The sequence below is a fragment of the Paenibacillus sp. LS1 genome (genome assembly GCF_026013365.1).
Lineage (GTDB): Bacteria > Bacillota > Bacilli > Paenibacillales > Paenibacillaceae > Paenibacillus.
Genome location: NZ_JAPDOE010000001.1, coordinates 935,947 through 960,644, shown reverse-complemented (window position 1 = coordinate 960,644; position 24,698 = coordinate 935,947). Strand labels below are relative to the sequence as shown.

At 44.8% G+C, this 24,698-nt stretch carries 20 protein-coding genes; 18 read left to right on the top strand and 2 right to left on the bottom strand.

The window, feature by feature from the left end; all coding sequences use genetic code 11:
- The first annotated feature begins 62 nt into the window (after positions 1-62).
- From OM416_RS03980 to OM416_RS03960, 5 genes are all read left to right on the top strand, one after another.
- Positions 63-656, top strand: coding sequence for a cupin domain-containing protein (locus OM416_RS03980; protein ID WP_062835050.1), 594 nt, complete (start codon positions 63-65; stop codon positions 654-656).
- A 141-nt stretch (positions 657-797) separates the two neighbouring features.
- A complete protein-coding gene (locus tag OM416_RS03975; protein ID WP_062835049.1) occupies positions 798-1,478 on the top strand; it encodes a hypothetical protein in 681 nt (226 codons plus the stop codon).
- 540 nt (positions 1,479-2,018) lie between these two features.
- Positions 2,019-3,608 carry a methyl-accepting chemotaxis protein gene (locus OM416_RS03970; protein ID WP_264927216.1) on the top strand — a complete coding sequence of 530 codons (1,590 nt, stop codon included), beginning with the start codon at positions 2,019-2,021 and terminating at the stop codon, positions 3,606-3,608.
- A gap of 24 nt (positions 3,609-3,632) precedes the next feature.
- Positions 3,633-4,058: a chemotaxis protein CheW gene (locus tag OM416_RS03965; RefSeq protein WP_264927214.1), complete on the top strand. Its 426-nt coding sequence runs from the start codon at positions 3,633-3,635 to the stop codon at positions 4,056-4,058.
- Between the two features lie 14 nt (positions 4,059-4,072).
- The gene (locus OM416_RS03960) at positions 4,073-6,088 is read left to right on the top strand and encodes a chemotaxis protein CheA (RefSeq protein WP_264927212.1); all 2,016 of its coding nucleotides are present in this window, start codon (positions 4,073-4,075) and stop codon (positions 6,086-6,088) included.
- 91 nt (positions 6,089-6,179) lie between these two features.
- Here the strand turns inward: OM416_RS03960 and OM416_RS03955 are convergent, their stop codons facing one another.
- Positions 6,180-7,064: a LysR family transcriptional regulator gene (locus OM416_RS03955; protein WP_062835045.1), complete on the bottom strand. Its 885-nt coding sequence runs from the start codon at positions 7,062-7,064 to the stop codon at positions 6,180-6,182.
- Between the two features lie 112 nt (positions 7,065-7,176).
- Between OM416_RS03955 and zwf the strand changes: the two genes are divergently transcribed.
- The 8 genes from zwf (at position 7,177) to OM416_RS03915 (ending at position 17,829) form a co-directional block, all read left to right on the top strand.
- A complete protein-coding gene (gene zwf / locus OM416_RS03950) occupies positions 7,177-8,700 on the top strand; it encodes a glucose-6-phosphate dehydrogenase (protein ID WP_264927210.1) in 1,524 nt (507 codons plus the stop codon).
- Positions 8,701-8,733: 33 nt separating this feature from the next.
- On the top strand, positions 8,734-9,399 hold the full coding sequence (gene fsa, locus OM416_RS03945; protein ID WP_036613461.1) for a fructose-6-phosphate aldolase: 666 nt from the start codon (positions 8,734-8,736) through the stop codon (positions 9,397-9,399).
- A 60-nt stretch (positions 9,400-9,459) separates the two neighbouring features.
- Positions 9,460-10,878, top strand: a complete 1,419-nt coding sequence (gene gndA, locus OM416_RS03940) for an NADP-dependent phosphogluconate dehydrogenase (protein WP_264927207.1) — start codon at positions 9,460-9,462, stop codon at positions 10,876-10,878.
- A gap of 365 nt (positions 10,879-11,243) precedes the next feature.
- Entirely contained in the window at positions 11,244-12,347 is a 1,104-nt protein-coding gene (locus OM416_RS03935; RefSeq protein ID WP_264927205.1) for a metallophosphoesterase, read from the top strand.
- A gap of 327 nt (positions 12,348-12,674) precedes the next feature.
- Positions 12,675-13,517, top strand: a complete 843-nt coding sequence (gene licT / locus OM416_RS03930; RefSeq protein WP_264927204.1) for a BglG family transcription antiterminator LicT — start codon at positions 12,675-12,677, stop codon at positions 13,515-13,517.
- 146 nt (positions 13,518-13,663) lie between these two features.
- On the top strand, positions 13,664-15,583 hold the full coding sequence (locus OM416_RS03925; protein WP_264927202.1) for a beta-glucoside-specific PTS transporter subunit IIABC: 1,920 nt from the start codon (positions 13,664-13,666) through the stop codon (positions 15,581-15,583).
- A 49-nt stretch (positions 15,584-15,632) separates the two neighbouring features.
- On the top strand, positions 15,633-17,096 hold the full coding sequence (locus tag OM416_RS03920; RefSeq protein ID WP_264927200.1) for a glycoside hydrolase family 1 protein: 1,464 nt from the start codon (positions 15,633-15,635) through the stop codon (positions 17,094-17,096).
- 166 nt (positions 17,097-17,262) lie between these two features.
- Entirely contained in the window at positions 17,263-17,829 is a 567-nt protein-coding gene (locus OM416_RS03915; RefSeq protein WP_264927198.1) for a 5' nucleotidase, NT5C type, read from the top strand.
- 9 nt (positions 17,830-17,838) lie between these two features.
- Here the strand turns inward: OM416_RS03915 and OM416_RS03910 are convergent, their stop codons facing one another.
- Complete coding sequence (locus OM416_RS03910) at positions 17,839-18,723, bottom strand: AraC family transcriptional regulator (RefSeq protein ID WP_264927196.1); 885 nt, start codon at positions 18,721-18,723, stop codon at positions 17,839-17,841.
- A 134-nt stretch (positions 18,724-18,857) separates the two neighbouring features.
- Between OM416_RS03910 and OM416_RS03905 the strand changes: the two genes are divergently transcribed.
- From OM416_RS03905 to OM416_RS03885, 5 genes are all read left to right on the top strand, one after another.
- Complete coding sequence (locus OM416_RS03905; protein WP_264927194.1) at positions 18,858-21,581, top strand: alpha-L-rhamnosidase; 2,724 nt, start codon at positions 18,858-18,860, stop codon at positions 21,579-21,581.
- A gap of 149 nt (positions 21,582-21,730) precedes the next feature.
- Positions 21,731-22,264 (top strand): GNAT family N-acetyltransferase, encoded by a 534-nt coding sequence (locus tag OM416_RS03900; RefSeq protein WP_264927193.1) that lies wholly within the window; start codon positions 21,731-21,733, stop codon positions 22,262-22,264.
- Between the two features lie 139 nt (positions 22,265-22,403).
- Positions 22,404-23,492, top strand: coding sequence for an acyltransferase (locus tag OM416_RS03895; protein ID WP_264927191.1), 1,089 nt, complete (start codon positions 22,404-22,406; stop codon positions 23,490-23,492).
- Positions 23,493-23,657: 165 nt separating this feature from the next.
- Entirely contained in the window at positions 23,658-24,218 is a 561-nt protein-coding gene (locus tag OM416_RS03890; RefSeq protein WP_264927189.1) for an AAA family ATPase, read from the top strand.
- Positions 24,219-24,279: 61 nt separating this feature from the next.
- Entirely contained in the window at positions 24,280-24,585 is a 306-nt protein-coding gene (locus OM416_RS03885) for a hypothetical protein (RefSeq protein ID WP_264927187.1), read from the top strand.
- Positions 24,586-24,698 lie beyond the last annotated feature (113 nt).

Here is a 24,698-nt window from a genome sequence, read left to right as displayed (position 1 = left end):
GTCGCATTTCCTCCGCATACAGTACAACAATGAGATGTATGCCAAGGAGGAGAAATAACCGTATGATTGATCCGATTTTGCAAGCTCCGAATGTTCCGTTAGCTGCCGATTCTAATGCGGTTGTCAATTATCAGAGGGATTCACGCAACTATATAACCCAGTTGTTTGGAGAACAGCTGCCGACCATTGCAAATGGTTTCTTCAACGTGTACTTAAGCAAAGGAATTATTGTGCAGCCGCACTGGCACACCAATGTCACGGAGATGGTTGTGGTCATCACCGGTGAAATTACAGCGTCAGTATTCAACCCGTTTACGCGTGAACGATTGACATACCGTCTGAAACCAGGTCAGGTTGTGGTTTTTCCGAAAGGCTGGTTTCACTGGTTTGTCGCTGAGACAGATGATGTATATGTATTAACTATCTTTGATCAACCAACGCCTGATATTGTGTTTGGAGCGGATTTCTTGGCAGCTACACCGCCGGAGGTGGCCCACCGCGCGTACTGTTTGGATGAAGAGGCATATGCCAGAGCCGTTGCATCCATTAAAAATGATGCCATTCTGGGCCCTCCAATAGGGTGTGATACTGCTGTTTCTGACCTGTCTACCCAACCATCCAATGCATCCAAACCAACCAAAGGATCTAAAGACTAGGGCAATTCCTCTCTAATAAAATAGAACCATTCAAGCCTGCAACTGGAACTTATTCGGTTGTGGGCTTATTCTATGCGTTAACACCTATACAATTCTCTGTTAATATAGTTGTAACATCGATGAAAATGGGGGATACCGACCATGGCAATGTCCGAAACAGAAATGCTTGAAACTGCAATGAGTTTTGCACCTGTATTGATGTTTGACCGGAACGAACCCTTTTATCCTGATTTTGTTGGCGTTTCTGTGCTGGATCGTTCAGGACCATCGCCTTCGTTCAAGAGGGATATTCAATTCCCGGCTGAAGCAGTTCAATATGTAATTGAGTTTGCGATCTGGTGGGATTATGAGATTGGTCATCTGTATGAGATGGAACATGTGTGGATATATGTGGGTCATGACGGTGAAGTTGTGGACTGTGAAGCCAGCTTTCATGGTAAAGTGCTGCGGGGGTTGCTGAAGGATCGAGTTAATGTGGTTGGACGTCATGTATGTCTGTATTCACAGCCTGGCAAGCATGCTTTCTCACCGCTGCCAGTTGTGTTTGAATTATTGCCAGACTTATATAGTGCTGCCGGTACCAAAGCCGGATGTGATGGGTTACTCGTGAATGATTTATTCCGTGGGTATTTTGAAACGAATGAGCAGATTGATGCACAAGTAATGACTTATCTGCAGACCAAGGCGTTCGTGCCTTCCATGGCGTTTGAAGAGTATCTGTTGGAACCGGAAATGTTTATGACTTGGGACCAGTTGTTTCACATTATTCCACAGCGGATTAAGGACCGCCTAGTCGAACTGGAGCAGTTGTACGGCACGTAGCTTTATTCATGCTAATCCATAGAATTGATACGTATTTAATCAAACTCACCTTAGGTGGGTTTGATTTTTTTGTATGTCAAAGGCATTAGTTAAAGTTGCAAATTATTAGACTTAAGTCATGGGTTGAACTGTGAATATGTGAAAATAAGGCATCAATTTTTAACAAATTATAATCTTCGTTAGTCTGAAGAACTACAAGATTGTATCTTACCAAATCATAAAAATGAAGTCGTACATTTTGCTAGCGTTATGTCTAATAAATCATATGTAATATGTTTGAAAAATATCTGAATTTCGTATATATGAAAATGTTGATTTCAATAAACAGGTAATTAGTTAGTTACTTAATAAAATAGTAGAAACTTAATATCTAAAATAAAAATTCGTAATAGTGCAAATTTATAGAATTAAAAATTCCCTATTCAGTTTTGATATATTTCTGTCGAAATAAATCGTAAGTTGTCTGGAGCGCGACCTAGAGAAGGGTTTACCAAGCGTTATATACATAACTGGACACTACGATGCCTAGGAGGAGATTACATGAAGTGGTTTGGAAATTTGAAAACAGCAACAAAGATTATCTCAGCGTTTTTAATTGTGTCGATGATCCTTGCGGCCCTTGGAATCTACTCAGTGGTTACATTAAGAAGTACGAATGAACGGATGCAAGAGATGTACAACAACAATCTGATCTCGGTTCGAGAGCTCTCTTCTGCTCAGGTTGATTATCAGCGATTGCGAGTTAACGTACGTGATTTGAATTACGAAACGGTAGCAGCAGAACAGACTAGAATTACAGAAAATATTGCTACAATACGTCAATCCATGGAGGAGAGAGTTGCTACGTACCGTCCTCTTGCCACTACTCCCGAAGAAGCCGAATTGCTTCGTAAATTAGATACCCAATACACCAGCTATATGAAACTTTATGATCAAGGCGTCACTATGGCGGTATCAGATGATGATGCAGCTTTTATTACATTCCTGAAAGGGACATTGAAACCACCTGGTGATGAGGTTGTAAAAACGCTCGCGGACTTGGTGAATCTTAATGTAACGTTGGCAGATCAGGCTAACACAAAGTCTGAAGAAGCCTACACAAATGCCTTTGCAGTAACGATTGTTATGGTAGTTGCATCCGTACTCTTCAGTATCCTCATTGGATATATTATCTCTCGCTCCATTTCGAAGCCGCTCATGGCTATGCTGGGTCTGGCTACGGAAGTTGCCGGCGGAAATCTGACCCTCAAGTCAGACATCTCCAGCAAAGATGAAGTGGGTCAACTGGCTGCGGCATTGAATCGTATGGTCGACAACCTGAAAGAGTTGATCAACAATATCGTGATGAACTCTCAAAGTGTTGCCGCTTCTTCGGAACAGATCTCAGCCAGCACACAGGAAATTGCAAGTACGAGCACAAGCCAATCCAGCGAGGCAGGAAACATATCGGAATTGTTCAAGGAGCTTTCACTTGCCATTAACTCTGTCGCTGCAAGTGCGGAAGAAGCTGCTGAATTGTCCAATGATACCGTAAAGACTGCTCGTGAAGGTGGACTTGTTGTACAGACATCATTGGAAGGTATGCAAGCTGTTAATACGAAAATGACCAAGCTAGAAGATGATTCCCGGAAAATCGGTGACATCATTGAAGTGATTGACGATATCGCTGAACAGACCAATCTGCTTGCGCTGAATGCAGCCATTGAAGCGGCACGTGCGGGAGAACAAGGGCGAGGATTCGCCGTAGTAGCAGATGAAGTCCGGAAGCTTGCAGAGCGAAGCGGTGAGGCGACCAAAGAAATTACAGCCATCATCAAAGCGATGCAGGAAAACACGAGACAAAGCGTACAGGCCGTAGCAGCTAGTGTTGAGCAGTCTTCCATGACGGGACAGGCATTTGATCAAATCATTGATATGGTCAATAACTCCTCACAGAAAGTAAACGAAATTGCAGCTGCATGTGAAGAAGAAGCAGCTCAAGCCGCAGAGGTCATGAGTTCAGTTGAATCCATCTCGGCTTCCAGTGAGGAATCCGCAGCAGCGTCTGAAGAGACAGCGGCAACATGCCAGTCTTTGGCACATCTGGCGGAAGAACTGGCGAATTCGGCAGCGGCCTTCAAAACAAATTAATAAAATTGAATTGAGGGTGAATCGATGTCTTCACTTCAGAAGGAACAATATATTGAACTGTCTGTAGGTGCAGAGACTTGCGCCATTCGGATCGAAGAAATCCACGAAATTATTAAAATGCTGAGCATCACAGATATCCCATTTAGTCGTCCAGAGATCAAAGGGGTGGTCAATCTGCGTGGCAAGGTTGTATGTGTGATGAGCCTGCGGAACCTGCTGGGTATGCCGGATGAACCGGACACCAGAGCGACTCGGATTATCGTAGTTCGATATCAGGATGAATATATTGGTTTGATCGTGGATCGCGTGAACAAGGTCACCACATATTCAGAAATACATCCGCCAACCGGCGGTTATGGCCGTAATCGTGAAGGGTTATTCCATGGTGTCGGTCAACAGGAAGACAAGCTTGTGGGCATTTTGAAACTGGACGAAATTTTGGGCGGTTAGGGAGGTATACACGAATGATGGATTTGTCTGCCTACCGTGACATCTTTATCGAAGAATTGAATGATCAACTGGAACGTATGGATCAGTCTTTGCTGGCATTGGAGCTTACTCCTTCTGTCGAACTGGTTCAGACACTGTTTCGGGCAGCCCATACCATCAAGGGATCGGCATCCACTATGGATTTCCGTGAATTAAGCGACCTCACGCATGAAGTGGAGTATGCCCTTGAGTGGGTTAGGGAGAAAAAACCAGAGATGACTTCGGAGCTAATTGATACGTTGTTCCGCTCTTTGGACGCTATGAAGGTGCTTCGGGATCAGTACATTCGTGGGGAAGCATATGCAGACTTTCGAGCGGTAGTCCGAGAAATAAAGGATTTAATTCAGACCCCGGCAGCAATCGGGAAACTTAAAGCACCTTATTTGCAACCAGCAGAATCGATTGTGGCACAGGTGGCAGTCGTATCAGGCAAACAGTTATTGTCCCTTCACATTGTGCTGGAGCAGAAGTGCATGATGAAAGCGGCCAGATATCATATTTTGCGACAACGAATTGAGGACATATGTGGTACGGTTGTCGCTACTTCGCTCATGGAGAGCCAACCGGGCGCGGAGAATGAAGACGATCATTATGGTCAGTTCATCATCATCGCGGCTACTTCAAAGGACCCACAGCAGCTTAAGGCAGAGTTGTCTTCAGACTCGGATATTCATATGCTGGAGATTGATCCATATATGCTGGAATCCAATGAGGTTGCAGCGACTTCTGCACCACTTGAATTAATCTCTGAAACAGAGCAAACGAAACCAATCGTGACTACCGCAGCTACATCTGGTCCGGAAGAGAAAGTGAAAACGGCTCAACCTACGGTTCGTGTGAGTGTTGAACGTCTGGATCATTTGATGAACCTGGTTGGGGAGCTTTTAATTGATCAGACATCCCTTGCAGATCTTAGTGGATCGGGTGCACGTAAGGAACCTTCCTCACTCATCCAGAGCATAAGTGGTGTATCCGATCATATGGGCAGGGTGATCAAAGAACTTCAAGAAGGTGTCATGAAGACACGTATGTTACCCATTGATCAACTCTTCAGCCGCTTCCCGAGATTGGTTCGTGACCTTTCGCAAAAGCTGGGTAAAGATCTGGAACTGGTCATTCAAGGTGGAGAGACGGAGCTTGACCGGATGATTATTGAGGAATTGAGTGACCCACTGATCCATCTCATCCGCAACAGTGCGGATCATGGCATTGAAAGTGTAGAGGTTCGAGCAGAGCACGGTAAGCCGTCCAAAGGCCGTATTACCTTAACCTCATTTCACGAAGAAAATCATGTCGTCATTCGTTATTCAGATGATGGCAAAGGCATCGATGGTGAGAAGATCAAGGCTTCCGCTTTGGGCAAAGGTATTATTAGTGAGGAACAGGCTGCGCGCCTAACGACACAGGAAGCTGTGCATCTCATATTTGAGCCTGGTTTCTCAACAGCTTCTTCTGTCAGTGAAGTATCAGGACGCGGCGTTGGAATGGACATCGTGCGTAGTCAGATCGGACGACTCAACGGTATCATTGATATTGATACGGAGGTTGGTGTGGGCACCACGTTTACGATTCGTCTACCGCTTACTTTGGCGATTATTAAAGGTCTGTTAGTCAAAGTATCGGGTCGTGTTCTGATCTTGCCGATGTACAACGTCGCAGAGATCGTTCGAATTTCACCTGAAGATATTCAGATGATCCAAGGGCAACAAGCGATTCTGAATCATGGTCGTATTGTACCTTTTCACAGACTGTGTGATAAATTGAACTATCCACGAACGGACCGCAAATCCAAAACCATTCCACTAGTAATCGTGCGTTCCGTGGACAAAATTGCAGCATACGCAGTAGATGAGATCATTGGGAATCAGGAAGTTGTGATTAAAACGCTGGGTACGTATCTGGGTGCGATGAATCATCTGTCTGGCGCAACGATTCTGGGTAATGGTAAGGTTGCCCTGATATTGGACGCTTCCTATCTGGTGAGTCATTAATCTTTAGATAAGCATTATGCAGATCAAAGAGCCTCATCATCCATAACTGGACGGTGGGGCTCTTCGTTGTACCTTTTGACACGGTGGTCACTCAGGCTTTGAAAATGAGATCCATAAACCGGTTGGCCGCCAGAGAAATCGGCATATTGCGTTTGGTCATTATCCCCACATGGGAAGGGGGGAGTGGGACATCAAGCTGAATCTCAAAGAGAGAACCTTCCTCCAGCTCTTTGGAGATAAATTCACGGGTAACATAGGAGATCCCCAGTCCCCGACGCGCAAATTCAATCAGCAGATCAACGCTACCGACCTCAATCTCCGGCTTCAGCGTGTAATTATAGCTGTTAAACAACTCGGTTATAGCCATCCGAACCCGGCTATTCCGGGAGAAGAGGATCAGTTGATGCTCAAGAAGCATCTCAAGTGTCATGACTTTACCTTTCAACTGAGCATAACGTTCCCCGGCTACAAAGCAGTCTTTCAACTGAATACTTTCCCTGACTTCGAGTTGTGGATCAACAATGGGCATGCGAACAACACCAAGATCGATCTTACCTTCTTTCAGAAACGTAATGACTTCCGGCGTAGTTCCATGACTAAGATGTAGCTTGATGTTAGGGTATAAGGTGTGGAATTCCTCAAGGTATGCCAGCATGTAATGCTTGAACAGGGAATCACTTCCGCCGATCCTCAATTCACCATTGTCGAGGTTCTTCAGTGCGGCCATTTTTTCTTCCGCAAGCGAGATCAAAATCTGGGATTGTTCAATATAGGAGTATAGACTGACACCTTCCTGTGTCAACGCAACACCCTTGGAATTTCGATAAAACAAAGTAAGACCAAAGCTCTCTTCCAACTGCTTGATGGCATGACTGACGCTGGGTTGAGTGATATACAGTGCTTTCGCAGCCTGTGTCAAACTTCCCGTTTTGGCAGCCCAGTAAAAGACTTTATATAGTTCGTAATTTGTTGTCATAGATGTGGTCTATAGCTCCTGTGAAATATATTAATTACTTGTATGGCTATAAAACGTATTATAGTGTAACTACAACAAAGAAACCAGAGTTACTTGGAAGGAGAACGGTGAGATGGAACCAACTACCATTGTTTTATTTGGTGCTACTGGCGATTTAGCCAAAAGAAAAATATATCCTGCCTTATATAACTTATATCTTGAGCAGAAGCTTCCGGAAACCTTCTCATTGATTGGTCTGGGGCGTAGAGAGTGGTCTGATGAATTCTTTCAGGCACAAGTGGAAAAATCATTAAATGAATTTTCCAGACGCCAGGCTGATCCTGAAGTTGTGAAGTCATTTGTGAAAGCTTTCCGCTACAGTGTATTGAATATAAGTCATAAGGAAGATTATATAAAGCTGCTGGGATTAGTTGAACAAAGAGAAGCTGAGCTTGGCATTCCGTCCAATCGCTTGTTCTATCTCTCGGTTGGTCCGGAATTCTTCGAACCGATTGCCGAAAATATTCAAGAAAGTGGGCTGGGTTCCACAGAGGGCTGGAAACGTCTTGTTATCGAGAAGCCATTTGGTCACGATCTACAGTCCGCAAGAGACCTCAATCGCAAATTAAGCGAATCCTTCACGGAAGAAGAGATTTACCGAATCGACCATTACTTGGGCAAACCGATGGTACAACGTCTGGAGACGTTGCATCAGAGTAATCCAATCATGAAGGCACTATGGAACAACCGTTACATTTCAAACGTGCAAATTACGGCGAATGAGACTGTAGGTGTCGAAGAACGTGCATCCTATTATGATCATGTAGGTGCAGTGCGAGACATGTTCCAGAATCATATGCTGCAATTGCTCATGATGATGGCGATTCAGCTTCCATACAACAGTACTTCCGAAAAGGTTGGATTGAAGAAAAAGCACATCATGGAATCGATCCAGCCATTGCAAAAGCAGACTGTGGGTGCAAACATCATCCGTGGACAGTATGCAGCAGGCAACATTCAAGGCCAACCGGTTAATGCCTATGCTGCTGAACCGGGTGTAGCGGAGAATACGATGAATGACACGTTCATTGCTGCCAAATTGCAAATTGATGATTTCTTCTGGCGTGGTGTTCCGTTTTACATTCGCACGGGTAAAAGAATGAAGGAGAAATCAACACGTATCGTGATTGAATTCAAAGAACCTTCTGGCCAGACGAATGTCCTGAAAAACAAAGGTTCCAAGCCAAACCTGCTCGTCATTGAGATGAGTCCGGATCAGAGCATGACATTGCAACTGAATGCAAGTGATCCTGAGAATAAAGGTGAATTCAAACCGGTTCATATCGATCTTTCTCCGGATAAAGGTGACCTCGCGGAAGCTTACGAGAATCTGATTCGTGATGCTTTGCTTGGTGATCCAACATTCTTTGCCCACTGGGATGAAGTAGAATTGTCCTGGGCTTGGGTGCAACCAATTCTGGACGCATTCCAGGAAAATCTGTTGCCACTTCACCTGTATCCTGCGGGCAGCTATGGACCTGCTGAATCTGATGCTATGCTTGAAGAAGAAGGCCACCACTGGTGGTTTGATGAGCCGGCGGATCAGCAGTCTGTTGTTGCAAGTAGCACACCCTTGGCGGTTAATGCCAATCTCTAAACCATAATAAAAATATCTGGAGGTAATTCAATCATGAAATTTTTTATCGATACAGCTAACGTGGAAGATATCCAAAAAGCATACAAAATCGGCGTATTGTCCGGCGTAACGACGAACCCTTCTTTGGTAGCCAAAGAAGGTGTGAAATTCGAAGATCGTATCGAAGAAATCTTGCGTTTGGTACCTGAAGTAGAGTCCGTTTCTGCGGAAGTAACACCAGATGCCCTTACTGCTGAAGAGATGATTGCGCAAGCAGATGAATTGATCAAAATCAACAATAGTGACAAAAACATTACGATCAAATTGCCAATGACACTTGCAGGACTTGAAGCTTGCCGTTACTTGACCAAAAAAGGCGTGAAAACCAACGTAACGTTGATCTTCACGGTGAACCAGGCGCTTCTGGCTGCTCGTGCTGGTGCGACATATGTATCCCCATTCCTGGGACGTCTTGATGATATCTCCGAAGATGGCGTACAATTGGTTACCAAAATTGCTGAATTGTTCCGTACACATAACCTGGATGCTCAGATTATTGCGGCTTCTGTAAGACATCCGGATCACGTTACACGTGTAGCAATGGCGGGAGCACATATCGCTACTGTTCCATTCTCCGTCATTGAACAAATCTCCAAACACCCGCTGACAGATCAAGGTATGGACAAATTTGCAGCTGACTGGAAAAAAACAGTACAATAATCTATAACCATTCATTCGTTTCAACTTACTATATAAATAATGGAGTATTGGGAGGACATAATGAGTAAACAACAGATTGGTGTTATTGGATTGGCAGTAATGGGTAAAAACCTGGCTTTGAATATTGAAAGCAAAGGTTTCTCGGTAGCGGTATTTAACCGTTCCCCGGAGAAAACGAACGATCTTCTGAAAGAAGCAGAAGGTAAAAACCTAACAGGTGCGTTCACCATTGAAGAATTCGTAGAGTCCCTGGAGTCTCCGCGTAAAATTCTGATCATGGTACAAGCAGGTAAAGCGACAGATGCAACCATCGAGCAACTGCTTCCTCATCTGGATCAAGGCGACATCATTATCGACGGAGGTAATGCTTACTTCCCTGACACACAACGTCGCAGTAAAGAACTTGAAGAAAAAGGGTTCCGCTTCATCGGCGCAGGTGTATCCGGTGGTGAAGAAGGCGCACTGAAAGGCCCGGCTATCATGCCAGGTGGTCAGGAAAGTGCTTATCAGTTGGTAGAACCGATCCTGACAGCGATCTCCGCCAAAGTTGGCGATGACGCTTGTAGCACATATATCGGACCAGACGGTGCCGGACACTATGTAAAAATGGTGCATAACGGTATCGAGTACGGAGACATGCAGTTAATTGGTGAAGCTTACCACCTGCTCAAATCCGTATTGAACGTTTCCGTTGAAGAGTTGCATGAGATCTTCACGGAGTGGAATCAAGGGGAACTGGACAGCTACCTGATCGAAATCACAGCAGATATCTTCTCCAAATACGATCCTGAAACAGGCAAACCAATGGTTGACGTTATTCTGGACGCTGCTGGACAAAAAGGAACAGGTAAATGGACAAGCCAAAGCGCGCTGGATCTCGGCGTACCACTGTCCATGATCACGGAATCCGTATTCTCCCGTTTCCTGTCTGCCATGAAAGACGAGCGTGTAGCAGCTAGCAAAATCCTGAATGGACCAGCAACTGAACCATTCTCTGGCGACAAAAAAGCGTTCATCGAGAACGTTCGTAAAGCGTTGTTTGCAAGTAAAATCGTATCCTACGCACAAGGATTTGCACAAATGCGTGCAGCTTCCGATGAGTATGGTTGGGACCTGAAATACGGCAACATTGCCATGATCTTCCGCGGCGGCTGTATCATCCGTTCGCAGTTCCTGCAAAACATCAAAGAAGCGTATGACAAAGACGCAGAACTCAAAAACCTGCTCTTGGATCCATACTTCCAAAACATCGTTGAGTCTTATCAAGGTGCATGGCGTGAAGTTGTAGCGGCTGCTGTAAAACAAGGTATTCCGGTACCTGGATTCTCCAGCGCACTGTCTTACTACGACAGCTACCGTACAGAGCGTTTGCCAGCAAACTTGCTGCAAGCACAACGTGACTACTTCGGTGCTCACACATTCAAACGTGTGGACAAAGAAGGTTCATTCCACTTCCAGTGGATGGACACTAACGAGTAATTTTAATTCGAAATATATAGCATTCTTGCAGTCATTCATGAATTTAACTTCATGGTACCTGCAAGGGTGCTTTTTCCCGTTAATGGTTCGAATCATTTTCATAACTTACTAAAATCGAGTGTTGAAACTAGATATAGACAAATTGAACCGTTTTGATCTATATCTAGCCTTGATTGAAGCAGCTAAAGGTATTATGAAATTGATACATTTGAATTTGAATATCATCAAATTGTAATAAAATGTACGAATCTGGGTTTGGCAAACAGATGATCTGACCCTTCAACTACGTTATACTTGTTCAGACGGACCTACATCCGTGATGAAAATTCAGAATACAACTTATTGACGTGGAGGTTAGACCGGGCATGTTTGTATTAGCGGGTATATTGTTTTTGGTCGTATACGGTTTATTAGTGTTCTACATAGGCTGGAGCGGGTGGAGTTGGATGAAACCTGTCGTGTCCGCCAGATTCCGGTGGTTTTATATCATAGCGCTTGTATTCCTTGCCGTTTCCTTCATTCTGGCACGAGTATTTGGAAGCATTTCGTTTCTTAGTATCATTGGTTCCTACTGGCTGGCGATCTTCTCGTTGTTATTGCTGATCTTGCCAGTCATTCACTTGACGATGTGGCTACTGAGATTAACCCGCATTCCTAGACATCACACACAGAAATGGGCAGGAGTCGTTACACTGGTGCTGTTGGTGTCCACAATGGGTTATGGAATCTTCAACGCCTATAGCCCGGTAGTGAGAACGTATAACATTCAGATTGATAAAAAAGTAGAAGGTGTGGACAAGCTTAATATTGTCATGGCTGCCGATATGCACTTTGGACTTCTGTCTGGCCCTGCACATGCGAAACGCATGGTGGAGGAAATTAATGCTGTGAAGCCGGATCTGGTGCTGTATCCTGGAGATATTATTGATGACAATCTGGATATGTACCTCAATAGCGGAATTGCCGACATTATCAGTGACATTCAGGCTCCATACGGCGTCTATGCTTCACTCGGGAATCACGACAAGTTCGATGGTCCGATTGAAGATCTGATTGCTGCGCTGGAGAAGAGCAACATGCAAGTTTTGTACGATGACAAGATCGTCTTGGATGACAAGATCACCCTCATTGGACGGAAAGACCGGACAGAGAAGGATCGTGCAGAAGTAGCCACATTAATGCAAAATACGGACTTGAGTCAACCAGTACTTATGATGGATCACCAGCCATATGATCTGGATATTGCGGAGCAAAACAATGTAGATCTGGTCGTATCTGGTCACACCCACCGTGGTCAGATCGCACCGGCTCAGTTCATCACACAGGCTATTTATGAGAATGATTGGGGTTATCTGCAAAAAGGCTCCATGCACTCCATTGTAACGTCAGGATTTGGCTTCTGGGGGCCTCCGATTCGCACAAGCAGTCGTTCGGAGATTGTACAGATTAATGTGACCTTCCAGCAATGATGAAAGGCCCTTCGAAAGAAGGGTCTTTTTTTGTTCAAAGCAAGTGATGAGTTGTTGGATGACGCCGTTTGAAACTGCATCAACATGTGAATACTTAAACATATGTGCCCTTAAACGTGGAAGCATAGGGAAATGACTCAAGTAAGGGAATGAAGTGGTGGAATAGCAGTAGCAGTAATTTTGGTTGACACCGTTTTCAGGTTATGATAAATTAGATCCGAGGCTTGTTACCGGTAATGCGGGCAAAACCACTATGGAAATGATTTTATTATTTCTGTTTTGGTTTTGCCCTTTTTTATTCCTCAAAAAAAACCAGGTGGGTCCAGAATGATTATTAAACAGATATTTAATAACAATATTGTCAGTACCGTGGATGACAAAAATCAGGAACTACTGATCCTCGGCCGGGGAATCGGATTTAAGTTCAAGGCAGGCGATGAGATTGATGAAGAGCGGATTGAGAAGATATTTCGTCTTCAGGATGCATCGATTTATGAGAAATTCAAATCCATCGTAGCTGAAGTGCCGATTGAGATTCTGCAGGCAACAGATGATATCGTGACACTGGCACGAACGCAATTGAACAAAACCATCAGTGACGGGATCTATGTCTCGCTGTCTGATCACATTCACTTTGCTGTTCAACGCTTGGAAAAAGGAATGATTACTCGAAATCCACTTTCTTGGGAAGTTCAGCATTTCTATAAGGCGGAGTATGATGTGGCCAAAGAAGCACTGACCTTGCTGAAGGAAAGACTGGATATTGAGTTTCCCAAAGATGAGATCTGTAATATTGCATTACATTTCATCAATGCGGAAGTGAATGATTCCATGAACGATGTCACTCATCTGATGCAGCTGTTGCAGGAGATTATGAATATCATCAAATATCACTTCAACGTCGAATTGGATGAAGATAGCGTCAACTATTTCCGCTTCATTACCCATTTGAAATATTTCTGTCAGCGTGTCATTACCCATTCTTCACATGATGATGCCGAGGAGTATTTATATGAAGTGGTTCGGAAAAACTATCCGGAGACATTCAAATGTATTGGCAAGATCGAGACTTTTATCCATAAGAATTATCAGTATGACATGACTCACTCTGAGCAGTTATATCTAACGCTCCATCTGGAACGTCTGATGAAAACCAAGCGGGACGTATAAAGTCCACGCAATAGAATCAAATCACAACTGGATATCCTATGGGCTTGTTACTGTTCAATCAGGCAATACCCGAATGAGATGGCGCCATCAATGTGCGCTGTATTCATTCGGGTATTTTTTATTGGAAAAATGAGGAGGAAAATATCATGAAACATCAGGAAACGGCACAGGAAATCATCAAAGCCGTTGGGGGAACAAACAATATTAACTCGGTGTATCATTGCGTTACTCGATTGCGCTTTGATTTGAAGAGTAACGATAAAGTCGATAATGGCTCACTCAAGAAATTGGATAAGGTCATGGGAACAAATATTTCCGGCGATCAATTCCAAGTCATTATCGGTAATGACGTGGCAAAAGTATTCGATGCTATGGTGAAGGAACATCCGGCAATCCAGCAAAGTACAGAAAATAAAGAGCCAAAGTCGGATAAAAAACAAAATGTAGTGCTGAAGATTTTTGAAACAATAGCAGGTGTCTTTGCTCCGATGCTCCCAGCGATTACAGCGGCAGGTATGCTTAAAGGATTACTGGCCCTGTTCGTGTCCTTGGGTTGGATGTCTGCTGGAACGGATACGTATCGTATTCTTTCAGCCATCGGTGACGGCGTATTCCACTACCTGCCTTTACTGATTGCAGTCAGCGCTGCTCGTAAATTCGGCAGCAACCCGTTTGTTGCGATTGCACTAGGTACCGCACTGATGGTACCGGATATGACAGAGTTGCTCAATGGTAAACAAGCGGTTGCCTTTCTTGGTATCCCGGTAACAGCTGTTACGTATGCTTCATCAGTCATCCCAATTCTTCTTGCAGTATGGTTGATGTCTTATGTTGAGAAATGGGTTGACCGCGTTATCCCTGCTGCGCTCAAGCTATTGCTTGTACCTCTGATTACCTTGCTTGTCATGGTTCCGGTAACGCTGATTGCGATCGGTCCATTGGGTACATTTGTAGGTAACGGATTGTCTGGCGGCATCAACTGGCTTCTGAATGAAGGCGGATTGATTGCAGGTATTGTTCTTGGCGGCGCGATGGCGCTTATTATTATGACAGGAATGCACTATGCACTTGTGCCAATCATCCTGAGTAATATCGCTACACTGGGCTTCGATAAATTCTTACCATTGACCTTTATCTCCAATATGGGTCAGGCTGGTGCAACACTCGGCGTATTCTTCCGGGCAAAAGATGAAAAACTCAAAACGGTGGCGTTGTCCACGAGCTTTACAGCGCTGATGGGTGTAACGGAGCCGGCTATGTATGGGGTTAACATGAAATACAAAAAACCATTCGCAGCAGCGATGATTGGTAGTGCAGTAGGTGGCGGATTCGCCCTTGCTTTTGGTGCGAAAGCGTATGTGCTTGCGGGTAACGGTGGTCTCCCAGGTCTACCCTCCTTGGTCGGAGAGATGTTTTGGTATTCTCTAAGTGGCATGGCTCTTGCCTTTGTTGTGGGTGCAATCATGTCTACAATATTCGGTATCAAAGAAGAAGAAGGAGACGCTGAGGCGTTGGCTCAATTCTCACCAGGCGCTTCTACAGCACCAGCGAAAGTAGCTTCCAGCGATGCTGCAAGCGTGAACGTGGACGACATGGGCGCTCCAGAACCAACAAGTGATGCGGTAGCCGTTGCCCCGATGACAGGTAAGTCGATCCCGCTCAAAGAAGTCAACGATCCAACATTCGGTGATGAATTGATGGGTAAAGGTGTAGCATTTGTTCCAACGGTAGGCGAATTGGTTTCTCCAGTGACAGGTACCATCATGAATGTGTTCAAAACGAAACATGCGATCGTTGTCCGCAGTGATAACGGAATGGAATTGCTGATTCATGTTGGAATTAACACAGTGAAGCTGCGCGGACAGTACTTCGATGCACATGTTGCTACAGGAGCACGTGTACAGGCTGGAGACAAGTTACTCACATTTGAACTGGCTGAGATTGCAAAAGAATATGACATTACAACCGCTATGGTTGTTACCAATACGGCTGATTACAAGGAGGTTTTGCCTGTGAAATTGGGTGAAATCACGATGGGTGAAGACGTATTGAAAGCTGAAATCTAAACTGTCCATCTCAGGACTAACAATATCAACAAAAGAAGGGGAGATACGAATGATTAATCGACAAGGGTTTCCGGAAAGTTTTCTATGGGGCGGGGCTATTGCCGCCAACCAGGCTGAAGGTGGATTCGACGCTGGTGGCAAAGGATGGTCGACGGCCGACATGGTTCCTTATTTTGAGAAAAAGGACTACACCAACCTTAGAGAACTGATGCATGTTACCAGTGCAACGGTTGAGAAAGCCATGGCACATCACAGTGCAGCAGGTTATCCGAAACGTTACGGGATTGATTTTTACCACCGTTTCAAAGAGGATATTGCGCTCTTCGCAGAGCTGGGCTTCAAGACATTCCGTCTGTCCATCAACTGGCCGCGTATTTTCCCGAATGGTTATGATGCCGAGCCGAATGAAGAAGGATTGCGTTTCTATGACGAAGTGTTCGATGAACTCCGTAAATACGATATTGAACCGCTTGTAACACTCTCGCATTATGAGATGCCTATGGCGCTTGTCCTGAAATATAACGGCTGGGCTGGCCGCGAAGTGATTGGACATTTTGTAAGATATGCCGAGACAGTGATGAACCGATACAAGGACAAAGTAAAATACTGGTTGACGTTTAATGAGATTAACACAACTATTATTGAACCGTTCACAGGTGGCGGTATTATTGAAGACCGAGTTGAGAACACGATGCAAGCTTCTTATCAGGCACTTCATCATCAATTTGTAGCCAGTAGCCTGGTAACAGAAAAAGCGCGTCAGATTAACCCGAACTTCCAGATCGGATGTATGCTTGCGCGCATGATTCACTACCCGGCGACGTCGAAGCCAGAGGATGTGCTGCAAGCACAGATTGATAACCAACTGAACCTGCTGCATACGGATGTACAAGTTCGTGGTAGTTATCCAACGTTCATGGCTCGGTACTGGGCAGAGAATGGGATTACCATTGCCATGGAACCGGGGGATGAACAGATCCTGCGTGAGCACACGGTTGACTTCATCTCGTTCAGTTACTACACATCCTTGGTGTCCGCAGTGAACCCAGAGGAATATGGAGTGACGGGTGGTAACCTGTACAGTACGATTAAGAACCCGAACCTGGAGCGTACGGAATGGGGCTGGCAGCTTGATCCGATCGGTCTGCGCGTGGCATTGAAAGAGCTGTATGACCGTTATCAACTGCCTCTGTTTGTGGTGGAGAACGGCCTTGGTGCCAAAGATACCGTTGAAGCAGATGGTTCCATAAACGATGATTACCGGATTGATTATCTGAGAAAACATATCACACAAATGAAAGAAGCCGTTATGGATGGTGTGGACCTGATGGGATATACCAACTGGGGAGCGATTGATATCATCAGTGCATCCACTTCGGAAATGTCCAAGCGTTATGGCGTAATCTACGTGGATCAGGATGACAACGGACAAGGCACATTAAATCGGTATAAGAAAAAGAGCTTTGGCTGGTACCAAAAAGTCATTGCCTCCAACGGCGAGAACTTGGAATAGATCAACCTATATAGGCACCCCGGGCGTAGCTGGTATTACGGCGCTGGGGCGCCTTTTTACTATAATCTCGCAGGAATTCATCAACACTATTGCACTGTCATGTAAAAAGGATGACTTCATAACATTCTGGATGGTATACTGTGATCGTATTGGGGGAGGGATAACCATGAAGAAGCCTATTATTGCTGTAGATATGGATGACACGATATGTCATCTGGTCAAGCGGGCTATTTATCACAACAACCTCAGCTTCCCGACCCATCCGTTGCGCTATGAGGATATGATTCATTGGGATACATCCCATTTGCGTCATCCGGAGAGCACACATGATGTATTTTATGGTCGGCCGGGTCTGTTCGAGGAATTGGAATTATACGACGAATATGTTGTAGATGAGATGAAAAAGCTGAACGATGCTTATGATGTCATTGTCGTTACGGCAGCAGAACCAAGAACAGTCGTTGAGAAGTGGAACTGGCTTCAGCAGCATATGCCTTTTATAACCGCAGAACAGTTTATTACATGCAAAAGAAAAAATCTGCTCGGTTTCGATCTGCTCATTGATGATGGAGCACATAATTTGATTCCAGCGCATGAGGATGGCAAGAAAGTCATATGTATCCCGCATCCATGGAATATACAGGAGCGTGAACGATACAACTTTCCGTTGATGTCTTCATGGAAAGAGGCCAAGGCCTACATAGATGAAGTATTACAGGTTGTTGGTGTCTGAAAGTAAATCTTATTGTCCAGAGTGCTGTGCTCTGGATTTTTTGCGATAGGCGAGAGGTGTTTCGCCTGTTATTTTTTTGAATGCAGCATAAAATGAATCCATATCCCGATATCCGACCAGCTCGGCAATCAGGCTGACTTTGTGCCGTGAACTCTTAAGCAGTTCACAGCTTTTTTGTATACGGAGATGTTGCAAGTGGGCGCTAAAGGTCTGTCCGGTATGCCGCAGAAACATTCGTCCAATTTGTTTTTCGCTCCAGCCTGATACACGGACCAGATCAGATATTCGGATTCGGTTGCTCACATGTTGTTTGAGATAGTGAAGAATGTACTCAAAATCGGTGGAATGAACCACTTCATCCTGAATCTCTTGATAAAGTTGTCTGTAGGTCATCAATACCAGCTGGCTTACCAGGGTGTATAACATGGTAGACGAACCGATTCCCGGAACGGAGGATTCACGGTACAGCTTCACCATAAGTTCTTCAATCCGGTCGTTGTGATCCACAAGGGATATATAAGGAACTTGATTTTGTGCCAGATCCAACAGATGATGAATGATTTCTTTTTCCTGAATGACGGAGGTCAGGGTGTGAATCAATTCAGCATTAAATAGGCAGTTATATAGAATTAACGGATGCTCGGTTACGTTGGTGCTCACAGGACGGAAAACATGAGGAACACCGACAGGGATGACAAACAGCATGCCCTTCGTCACCGGAATGACATCTTCACCGATATGATGAAAGCCCTTTCCTTCGGCAACATAGCTATACTCAATAAAATCATGTGCGTGAAAAGGAAGCACAAAATCTTCAGAGCAACGATTGACGAAAAGCTGCAGATGATTATGCAGGAAGTACTCACTTTTCATGAGTTGTACAGATGAATTCACAAGCAACCTCCTCATACAGATGGCTGAAATACCGGATGAAATAGTCCTGATTACCGGGTATTTACGGCAACAGGCTCGATATAATTATATCGTAACCCCGAATGGGAAGCCAAGATGGAAAGGACGATTTGCTAATGTTCAACGTTAGTCACCTTCGCTGTGAGTATAGAATGAATCCGATTGGCCTTGATGTAAAATCACCGAGAATAAGCTGGCAGTTGCAGTCCGATCGTCGGAACTGCATGCAATCCGCTTACCAGATTCAGCTGTCTTTGACGGAAGATTTTGATGGGATTGCATGGGATTCTGGCGAGATAATCACGGATCAATCCATACATGTGGAATTAAACCATTTTCAGCCTGCTCCGCGAACGCGATATTACTACCGGATTCGGGCATGGGATGATGCAGGAAGTGATTCCGGTTGGTCCGAAACGGCTTATTTCGAGATGGGACTTATGGATAGCCATAACAAGTGGCAAGCAGAATGGATCACAGCTCAACCATCAGATGATGATGGAGACACGTCATGTCCGCGTATGCGCAAGCAGTTTAATGTGAAAAAATCGATTACGTCTGCCAGAATATATGTAACAGCACTTGGATTATACGAGTTGCATATAAACAACACAAGAGTAGGAGAAGATTATTTTACACCTGGCTGGACCTCTTATCGTAAGCGATTACAATATCAAACCTATGATGTTACTCACATGCTCCAACATGGACAGAATACTTTAGGTGCTAATCTGGGAGATGGCTGGTACCGAGGATATCTTGGCTGGAACAAAGAACGGGAAATATTCGGTTCAACATCCGCATTGCTGCTGGAATTGCAGATAAAATACGCAGATGGTTCGGAGGAATCTATTTTATCTAACGGGGATTGGACGGCAGCTCCAAGTGCCATTCGCATGTCGGACATCTATATGGGAGAGACGTATGATGCACGAATGGAGTCCGATTGGTCGGATTCCTCTCAGGTGAGTTGGTCACTCGTGAACGTACTGGAACATCCGAAAGATATCATCGTTGCACAGGAGAACGTACCCGTCACCCAAGTTGAACAGCTACAGCCAATTGACTTGCTGACAACTCCACAGGGAGATCGTGTAATAGACATGGGGCAGAATATGGTGGGATGGGTGAAGTTCAGCATTCAAGGTAAAGAGGATCAGACGGTTGAGCTGCACCATGCTGAGATCTTGGATCATGAAGGCAACTTCTACACCGATAATCTTCGCGCCGCCGAGCAGTGTATTCGCTACACTTGCAAGGGGGATGGAGTAGAAACGTTTGAACCGCATTTTACATTCCATGGCTTTCGATATGTGAAGCTGGTTGGCTTCCCGGAACACGTTCGTCTGGAAGAATTCACCGGAATAGTCCTGCACTCGAATATGGAGCAAACAGGTCAATTCTCATGCTCCAGTCCACTGGTGAACCAACTGCATCACAATATATTGTGGGGGCAAAAGGGGAATTTCCTTGATGTGCCGACAGACTGTCCACAGAGGGATGAACGGCTCGGATGGACGGGTGATGCACAGATGTTTATCCGCACGTCCTCCTACCTGATGAACACGGCTCCCTTCTTCACCAAATGGTTGCGGGATCTGGAAGCGGATCAGGGATCAGATGGAGGTATTCCATTCTTCGTTCCGGATCTGAGAAGTTCCACGTCAGAAGGATGGGGAGACACCAGTCATTCTTCTGCCGCTTGGGGGGATGCAGCAGTTATCTGTCCATGGACCATCTATGAGATGTATGGGGATGCCAGATTACTGGCTGAGCAATATGAGAGTATGAAACAGTGGATTGAGTACATTCACGTGCAGGGTGACAACCCGTATCTGTGGAACACGGGATTCCACTTTGGCGATTGGCTGGGACTGGATTCCAAGCCCGATAGTTATGTCGGCGCAACGGACACGGACTACGTGGCGACTGCATTCTATGCCTATTCGGTTTCGTTAACTCAAAAGGCTGCTGAGGCACTTGGAAAGACAGACGATGCTGAATATTACAAGCAGCTGCATACAAACATTGTTCATGCGTTTCGAAATGAATTCGTGACGCCAGCCGGCAAAATTGCTGTTCCTACGCAAACAGCGCATGTTCTTGCGCTCCAATTTGACCTGCTGGACGCGACTGCCCGAACTCGTGCTGTCGAACAGTTGGCAAAACTCGTGAAAGAGGCGGGCAATCATCTTACTACAGGTTTCGTGGGCACACCTTATCTGAATCCGGTGCTGAGTGATGCAGGTCTTCACGACCTGGCATATACATTACTTTTTCAAGAGGATTACCCGTCCTGGCTGTATCAGGTGACTCAAGGGGCAACGACTGTTTGGGAACATTGGGATGGGATCAAAGAGGATGGCAGTCTCTGGAGTGCTGATATGAACTCATTTAACCACTATGCGTACGGAGCGATTGGAGAATGGTTGTATCGTTACGTTGCCGGCATTCGGTTCGATGAACATCAGCCAGGATTCCGATTGGTGCATATCGAGCCGCAACCTGGACCAGGACTGGACTGGGTAGAAGCGAGTTTGGAGACGATGTATGGTCAAGTTGCTTCAAGCTGGCATCGGCTGGCGGAGGGTGAAATGGAGATTCGGGTGCATATTCCCGCCAACACGAGAGGTACGGTACGTCTTCCTGGAGCAGGTGCACAGATCGTTCTGGAGCAAGGAAAACCGTTGGATCAGGTGAGTGAAGTTCAGGTTATTCGCAGCATGGGAGATGATGTTGAAGTCACCCTGGGATCTGGAAGTTACCAATTTACTTACAAGGATACGAAAGCGAAGAAGGAACCAGATGTCCAGGAGGCTACATTGACAGAGTCCGTATAATAATAGAATAAGCGGTAAGATGTTCACTTGTAGAGGATCTGCACACACGCAGGTCCTTTTTCGAACTTGTTTGATCGAAGATCAAGAGCGGCGTGTTCTGGAGGAAAGAGCGTGGCAATATCAATATCTGTTGAGAGGAAGTACGGACTATGGGGAAAGAACACGTTAGATTAATTAAACCATCATTAGCGTATAAGGATGCGTATTTGGCATTTTATGAAGACTGGGTCAGAAGCGGAGAATTGATGGTACCTTGGGTCATTTCCAAAGAACCCTATGCGTTTGACGAGATGTTGGCATTTTTGCAGCGTAATGAACAAGGCATCGACATCCCGGAAGGCTGGGTCAAAGACAGTACATACTGGCTGGTTACGGAGAGTCAACAAATCGTGGGCGCCGTGAATATAAGGCATGAGCTTAATGACAGACTATACAATAGCGGAGGACATATTGGTTATGGCATTCGTCCGGGGGAGCGGCACAATGGCTATGGTTCCGAAATTCTCAGGTTGTCTTTGGAGAAAACGAGAGAGCTTGGAATTTCCAAAGTATTAGTCGTATGTGATGCGGTTAATGAGCCTTCCAGAAGGGGTATCCTTCGAAATGGTGGCATCAAGGATGTGGACTATGTGGAGTCTAATGGTAACGTTGTTGAACGATTCTGGATAGAGAATGTCGAATAATGCAGAATAATGATGTAATTTAACGAAAATAATATAGATTATGATTGTATTACCCTCGTGTGCTGATTAAAATGAAGCTAGAATCTGGATTGCGGCCGGAAACTAACATCCCATATCAGGCACAAGTGAGGTTATTTTTATGAATCAACCGGTTAATCGGCCCCGGCGTATTGAGTATCTGGATCTCTATCGTGCTTTTGCGATCATGGCGGTTGTAGCCATCCACGCTACTTCAACAGCAGTTGCGCATTACCCCAAGCATACACTAGATCATGATGTGTATTACTTCTGGAACATGTTTTTACAATTTGCCGTTCCAGCGTTCCTGTTTCTGTCATCCCTGGTCTTGTTCTACAACTACAGTTCCAAGGTAAATGAGAAGGGTTGGATGCTTGCTTTTTATAAGAAGCGTTTATTTAATGTATTTGTACCCTATGTGGCATGGTCCCTTATCTATTTTGCCATTAAACAGCTGCTTGCGGGCAAAGAACCTTTGACTCATGGTGTTCAATTTGCCAAACAATTAGTGATGGGAACTGCCCATACGCACTTGTACTTTTTTCTGATTATTCTTCAGTTTTATATCGTGTTTCCATGGCTTCTGTCGCTTACACGCTATCGTCTGTTTAAACGGTACTTGCCATTATTCTTTATTGCTGCCCAGGCCATATTCTATGCATTGCATTTACAGTTTCACTTTGAACGAACAGGCAGTTTGCTACCGAGTTATCTGATCGTGATCGGATTTGGTGCATGGATTGGGTTGAACTTTGAATGGGCTTTGAAGAAACTGTATACACACCGTTATGTGCTAATAGCTGCATTGTTGAGCGGAGGTGCCATTTTTATCTATGGTAATGCTTATATCAAAACCGCTTTTGCTGCATACCCGGTGGTTACCTATACCGTGCTGTTCTTATTCCGAAATATGTTTACTCTGTCTGCCTGCTTGCTCCTGCTGATCTTTAGTGAACGAATCGGCACTGGACAACATACCGAGGTTCGTAAAGCTACACGTGTTCTGGACTCTTTGGGTACAGTGGCGTTCGGTGTATTTTTAATGCATCCACTCGTACTGCTCTTCTGGAGACGTGAATTCACAGATGACCTGGCTCGGCACTTCAGCGTGGGCATCATTCTATCTTATGTTGTAGCGCTCCTGATCTCATGGATCTGCGCGATGGGATTGCGCCGGATGAAGTGGGGATGGGTACTGATCGGACGTTAAGTTAAAATGAACATACTCATTTTAAGATAAGAGATTTCAAGCCCTCACGCGTTGGGGGAATCACTTGAAACCTCTTTTTTATTTGCCCTAAAGAAGGTATCATAGAGTTTAATGTCCATAAAATTGAATTAATGGAATGAACACTACCTTGTCAGGAGTGATCAAATGAAATTGGTGATTATTTTTGGTCCGCAGGCTGTGGGCAAAATGACGGTTGGGCAAGAACTGGAGAAGATAACGAAGCTAAAATTGTTTCATAACCATATGACCATTGAACTGGTGTCTCCTTATTTCAGCTATGGTACACCACAAGGCAAACGACTGGTTAATCTGTTCCGTCAGGAGATTTTCGAAGAGGTGGCCAAGAGTGATCTGCCGGGTCTGATTTTTACTTTTGTATGGGCGTTTGATCAGGAGCAAGATGGAGAGTACATTCGTCAGATCAGCGAGTTATTCGAATCTAATGGAGGACAGGTCTGTTATGTGGAACTGGAAGCTGATGCATTAGAAAGACTGGAGCGTAACAAGAGTCCGCATCGGCTGCTGCATAAGCCAACAAAGCGTGACGTCGCGTGGTCTGAGCGAGATTTGCTTGATACGATGAAGAAATATCGATTGAACTCGGAACCTGGAGAAATCATGCATGAGCACCACATAAGGATTGATAACACGAACAAGAGCCCGGATGAAGTGGCACAGTTAATCCAGGAACGCTTTAATTTGTAATTGGAGAAACGTCTAACTTGGCAGATTAGTTACTTTATATGAGAGGAGAGGGGCACTACATATGTACTTTGTTATATTTTTGCTCATAGGACTTGTTCTATGTTATCTGATCCCATTCGGTCCGATTTTGGCTGGGGGCATTGTTTTCGCACTTGTGATAGATCATTACCGTCAGACGATGCATATGCGTGAAGACATCCGGGACATCAAGAATCATCTGGGGCTAATGAACAAAGGTGAGGCGAAAGAGTACGAGATGGATAAAGAATACACTCAAGTCGATCGTTTGGATTCAGAAGAGATGGACATGATTAATCGAAGAATTGAAGCAGAACTGGAGAAAGACAACAAAAACAATAAACCTTGAATCTCTGTAAAATAATTCTTATTTTGATCACTCCTGTGAGTATATTTACCTAGATCGGGAGTCATGCTAATTCGATATTAACTTTTTGTTGCACTGTGTAGAATTTTGTAATA